Genomic DNA, 4355 nt, shown 5'->3' with positions numbered 1-4355 from the left:
CTCCTCCGGCCGCCGCGCCGCTCAGGCGCTGCCACGCTCCGAGCCCGCTCGCCGGGATCACGGTCCGCCCGGCCCGCCCGCTTCCCTTCGCCAGGGCGCGGAGCGCCGCCGACGACCGCGGGGGTGGGCCGGTGCGCCCCGTTTCGGTCGCCCGGATGATCCGGGCGGCGCTGTCCAGACGTCCCACTCCGGTCGGGAGCACCGCCGATGATGCTGCACCCCGAACTCCTGCGGGCCGCGCGTGGCGCGGCTCGGCCGCTGGGCGGTGCGACCGCGCTGCTGGCCGCCGTCACCGTCACCCACCTTGCCCAGGCCGCCCTGCTGGCCGTCGCGCTCGGCCGCATCGCCCGCGGCGACACCGACCTGCTGGCCCCGCTGCTCGCATCCGTCGCGGCCGTGGTGCTGGCCCGCGCGCTGCTCGGCCGCGCGCAGCGGCTGACGGCCGTCCAGGCCGGGGCGGCCGTACGGGTGCGGCTCCGCGACGAGCTGCTGGAGCGCCTCGGCCGGCGCGGCCCCGGCGCTCTGGCGGCCGCCCGGGCCGGCGCGGTGCGCGCCACCGTCGTCGACGGCGTCGAGGGCGTGGACGCCTATGTGTCGCGCTACCTGCCGCAGTTCCTGCTCACCTGCGCCGTACCGCCGCTGCTGCTGGCGGTCGTCGCCGTGCTGGAGCCCTACGCGGCCCTGGCGCTCGCGCCGGCGCTGCTGCTCGCGGTGTTCGGGCCGCGCTGGTGGGACCGGCTGCTGGCCCGGCGCGGCGCCGAGCACTGGGACACCTACGAGGCGCTGGCCGCCGACTACCTGGAGGCTTTGCAGGGCATGCCGGCCCTGCGCGCCGCCGGCGCCGTCCCCCGGGTGCGGGAGAAGCTGGAGCGGCGCTCGGCCGCGCTGCACCGGGCCACCGTCGCCAAGCTCCGCGTCTCGCTGGTGGACACCGGCCTCACCGACCTGGCCGTACAGGGCGGCACCGCCGCCGCCGTGCTGGTGGCCTGCGCCTCGGCCGCCACCGGGCGCACCACCGGCACCCTGACCTATCTGCTGCTGATGCTGGCCTCCGAGGTCTTCCGCCCCATCCGCGACCTCTCCCGCGAGTGGCACGCCGGCTACCTCGGTGTGTCCGCCGCCGACGGCATCACCGCCCTGCGCACCGGCGACGGCGTCGTACCGGACACCGGCACCCGGTCCACCGGATGGGCCGAAGCCCCCGAAGTGCACTTCCACGACGTGTACTTCACCTATCCGGGAGCCGGCCGGCCCGCACTGGCCGGGGTCACCTTCACCGCCCCGGCCGGCGCGACCACCGCCGTCGTCGGCCCCTCGGGCGCGGGCAAGTCCACCCTGCTCGGCCTGCTGCTGCGCGAACGCGAGGCCGACCGGGGCCGGATCACCCTGGCCGGCGCGGACCTCGCCGACCACCGGCTCGACGCGCTGCGCCGGGGCATCGCGGTGGTCTCCCAGGAGAGCTACCTGTTCCACGCCACCGTCGCGGACAACCTCCGCCTGGCCCGGCCCGCCGCGAGCGACGCCGAGCTGCGCCGGGCGGCACGAGCGGCCGGCATCCACGACGAGATCACCCGGCTGCCCGACGGATACGACACCGTCGTCGGCGAACGCGGCGCGACCCTCTCCGGCGGGCAGCGCCAACGCCTCGCCCTGGCCCGCGCGCTGGTCGCCGACGCGCCCGTCCTCGTCCTGGACGAGGCCACCAGCGCGGTCGACGAACGCGGTGAGGCCGGCATCGTGCGCGAACTGCTGCACGCCTGCCGCGGCCGCACCTGCCTGGTGATCGCCCACAAACTGGACGCCGTCCGGCACGCCGACCACGTGGTGGTCCTGGACGCCGGCCGGGTCGAGGCGGCCGGCGAACACGCCGGCCTGCTGGCGGCCGGCGGCGTCTACGCCGCCCTGGTCGCCGCGGGCCGCACTGACGGCGCGTCCGACGGAGTGACGGAGCATGAGGCCGCATGACCACCCACCCGCACATGACGAAGGAGACGTCCGCGCCGCCGGCCGGCGCGCTGAGGGCCCTGCTGCCCGTCCTCGGCTCACACCGGGCGATGGTGGTGCGCACCTGCCTGGCCGCCACCGCCGATCAGGCCGCGCTGGTCGTGCTGGTCACCCTGGGCGCGTACACCGTGGGCGCCGCCGTGACCACCGGGCGGGCCCCTTCGGCCGGCGTCGCGGCCGCGCTCGTGGCGCTGGTGCTGGTGCGCGCCCTGACCACCTGGCGCGAGATGGACCTCTCCCACGACCTGGCCTACCGGGTGCTCGCCTCGCTGCGGGTCCGGGTCTTCGACGGGCTGGCCCGCAGCGCGCCCGCCCGGATCGGCGGACGCCGCAGCGGCGACCTCGCGGCCACCGCGCTCGGCGACGTCGAGGCCCTGGAGTTCTTCTACGCCCACGCCGTGGCCCAACTCCTCGCCTCGGGGCTGGTGTTCGCCTCGGCCGCGGCGGTGCTCGGGACGCGCGAGCCATGGCTGCTCGCGACCGTGCTGCCGATCGCCCTGCTACTGGTCGCGACGCCGCTGCTGGAAGGTCGCGCGCGGGCCGCGCGCGGGGCGCGCACCCGGGCGGCGCTCGCGGAGCTGTCCGCGCAGAGCGTCGAGACCGTCGACGGGCTGCGCGAACTGCTGGCCGCCGGCGCCCTGGAGGAGCGCCGCCGGCGGCTGCGGGAGCAGGGCCGCCGGGTCGGCCGGGCGCAGCGGGCCGAGCAGTCCTACGAGACGGGCGCGGCAGCCGTCCGGGACGTGCTGGTCGTCGCCGCGGTGGTCGGCGTGGTCGCCACGGCCGCGCACGCGGTCACCGCGGGCGGCCTGTCCGGCCCGTGGGCCCCGGCCGCCATGGCGCTGGCGCTGGGCGCGCTGGCACCGGTCGCCGACTGCGCCGCGTCCCTGGGGCAGGCCGGCGGCCTGCGGGCGGCGGCCGCCCGGGTCGGCGCGGCGCTGCGCGCCCCGGCCGGCGCGCCCGAGCCGCGCGACCCCTGTCCGCTGCCCGCCGGGCCGCTGGGCCTGCGGCTGCGCGGGGTGCGCTTCGGCTACGGGGCCGGCGACGTCCTGGACGGCCTGGACCTCGCCGTACGGCCTGGTCAGACGGTGGCGCTGGTCGGAGCCTCCGGGGCCGGCAAGTCCACCGTGGCCCATCTGCTGGCGCGTTACTGGGACCCGGCGGAGGGGAGTGTGGAGCTCCTGCCGGCCGGCGGCGCCGAGCCGGTCGGCGTCGGCCGGCTCACCGACGCCGACCTGCGGGCCGCCGTGGCCGTCGTCGGCCAGCAGGCGCCGCTCTTCCACGGCACCCTCGCCGACAACCTGCGGCTCGCCGCGCCGCACGCCACCGGCGACGACCTGCGCGCGGTGGTGCGCCTCTGCGGTCTGGAGCCCCTGCTGGACACGCTTCCCGACGGGCTCGACACGCCGGTCGGCGAGCGGGGCGCCACCCTGTCCGGCGGCCAGCGGGCCCGGGTCGCGCTCGCCCGGGCGCTGCTGGCCGGCCCCCGGATCCTCGTGCTGGACGAGACCACCGCGCACCTGGACCACCGGGGCGACGCCGAGCTGGCCGCGGCCCTCGCCGCGTCCTCGGCGGACCGCACCACGCTGGTCATCGCCCACCGCCCCGCCACCGTCCGCCGAGCGGACCGGATCGCGGTGCTGGCGGGCGGCCGGATCGTGGAGGAGGGCGCCTGGGCCGAACTGAGCGCCGCAGGCGGCCCCTTCGCCGAGCTGTTCTCCCGGGAGGAGCCGCCGCCGTCCACGGACGCCGGTGCTCCTCAGCCCTGAGCGCCGTCGGGGCTCTCCAGCGCCGTCTTGAGGTTGCGCAGGGTGGTGCGGATGTTGCGCCGCTGGAAGTCGGCGAAGGGCAGGCCGCGGGTCACCACCCGGTCGAAGAGGTTCGCCACCGGGTCGGGCCAGCTCCGGCGGTCGTCGGTCCAGGTCTCGGTGACCTCGGTGCCGGTGTCCGCCGGGGTCAGCCGGTACTCCCAGGTGGCGATCGGGGCGCGCAGGGTGGGCCGGCGCAGCCCGATGGCGTGCACCCGGAAGCGGAACAGCCGGTCCTGCTCGGCCGCGGTCACCGTGCAGCGGGTCGTCCAGCGGAACGCCCCCCGACGGTTGTGCCCGTCGAAGACCAGGCCCACCCGGGCGGCCTGCTCGCCGCCGCGCACGGTGGCGCCCAGGTTCTCCGGGCTCCACCGGCCCATCCGGGCGGGCTGGGAGAGCTGCCGGTAGACCTCGGCCGGGCCGGCCTCGATGAAAACGCTGTCGCTGACGGTGAACACACGCGGCATGGGGGCTCCGATCGTCGGGTCGCGACGCTACCGCCCCGGCCCCGCCTCCCCCTGTCTCTTATACACATCTCCGAGCCCA

Annotated in this window: 3 protein-coding genes; 2 read left to right on the top strand and 1 reads right to left on the bottom strand. The window is 77.8% G+C overall.

Annotated features, from left to right (window positions below):
• Positions 1-207: 207 nt before the first annotated feature.
• A complete protein-coding gene (locus tag C6N75_RS28105; RefSeq protein WP_105871670.1) occupies positions 208-1965 on the top strand; it encodes an ABC transporter ATP-binding protein/permease in 1758 nt (585 codons plus the stop codon).
• Positions 1962-3770 carry an ABC transporter ATP-binding protein gene (locus C6N75_RS28100; RefSeq protein WP_407703283.1) on the top strand — a complete coding sequence of 603 codons (1809 nt, stop codon included), beginning with the start codon at positions 1962-1964 and terminating at the stop codon, positions 3768-3770. Before C6N75_RS28105 ends, C6N75_RS28100 begins: the two co-directional genes overlap by 4 nt.
• Here C6N75_RS28100 and C6N75_RS28095 read toward each other — a convergent pair.
• Complete coding sequence (locus tag C6N75_RS28095) at positions 3761-4276, bottom strand: SRPBCC family protein (RefSeq protein WP_105871669.1); 516 nt, start codon at positions 4274-4276, stop codon at positions 3761-3763. The genes C6N75_RS28100 and C6N75_RS28095 overlap by 10 nt on opposite strands.
• Between the last annotated feature and the right edge of the window lie 79 nt (positions 4277-4355).

The sequence above is a fragment of the Streptomyces solincola genome (genome assembly GCF_002982015.1).
Lineage (GTDB): Bacteria > Actinomycetota > Actinomycetes > Streptomycetales > Streptomycetaceae > Streptomyces > Streptomyces solincola.
The sequence above is the reverse complement of the archived record's forward strand: the minus strand, read 5'-3'. Positions and strand labels throughout refer to the sequence as shown.

Excerpts from the sequence above, each read along its gene's own strand:
- C6N75_RS28100 (WP_407703283.1), top strand. The coding sequence starts at position 1,962 with ATGACCACCCACCCGCACATGACGAAGGAGACGTCCGCGCCGCCGGCC.
- C6N75_RS28105 (WP_105871670.1), top strand. The coding sequence starts at position 208 with ATGATGCTGCACCCCGAACTCCTGCGGGCCGCGCGTGGCGCGGCTCGG.
- C6N75_RS28095 (WP_105871669.1), bottom strand. The coding sequence starts at position 4,276 with ATGCCGCGTGTGTTCACCGTCAGCGACAGCGTTTTCATCGAGGCCGGC.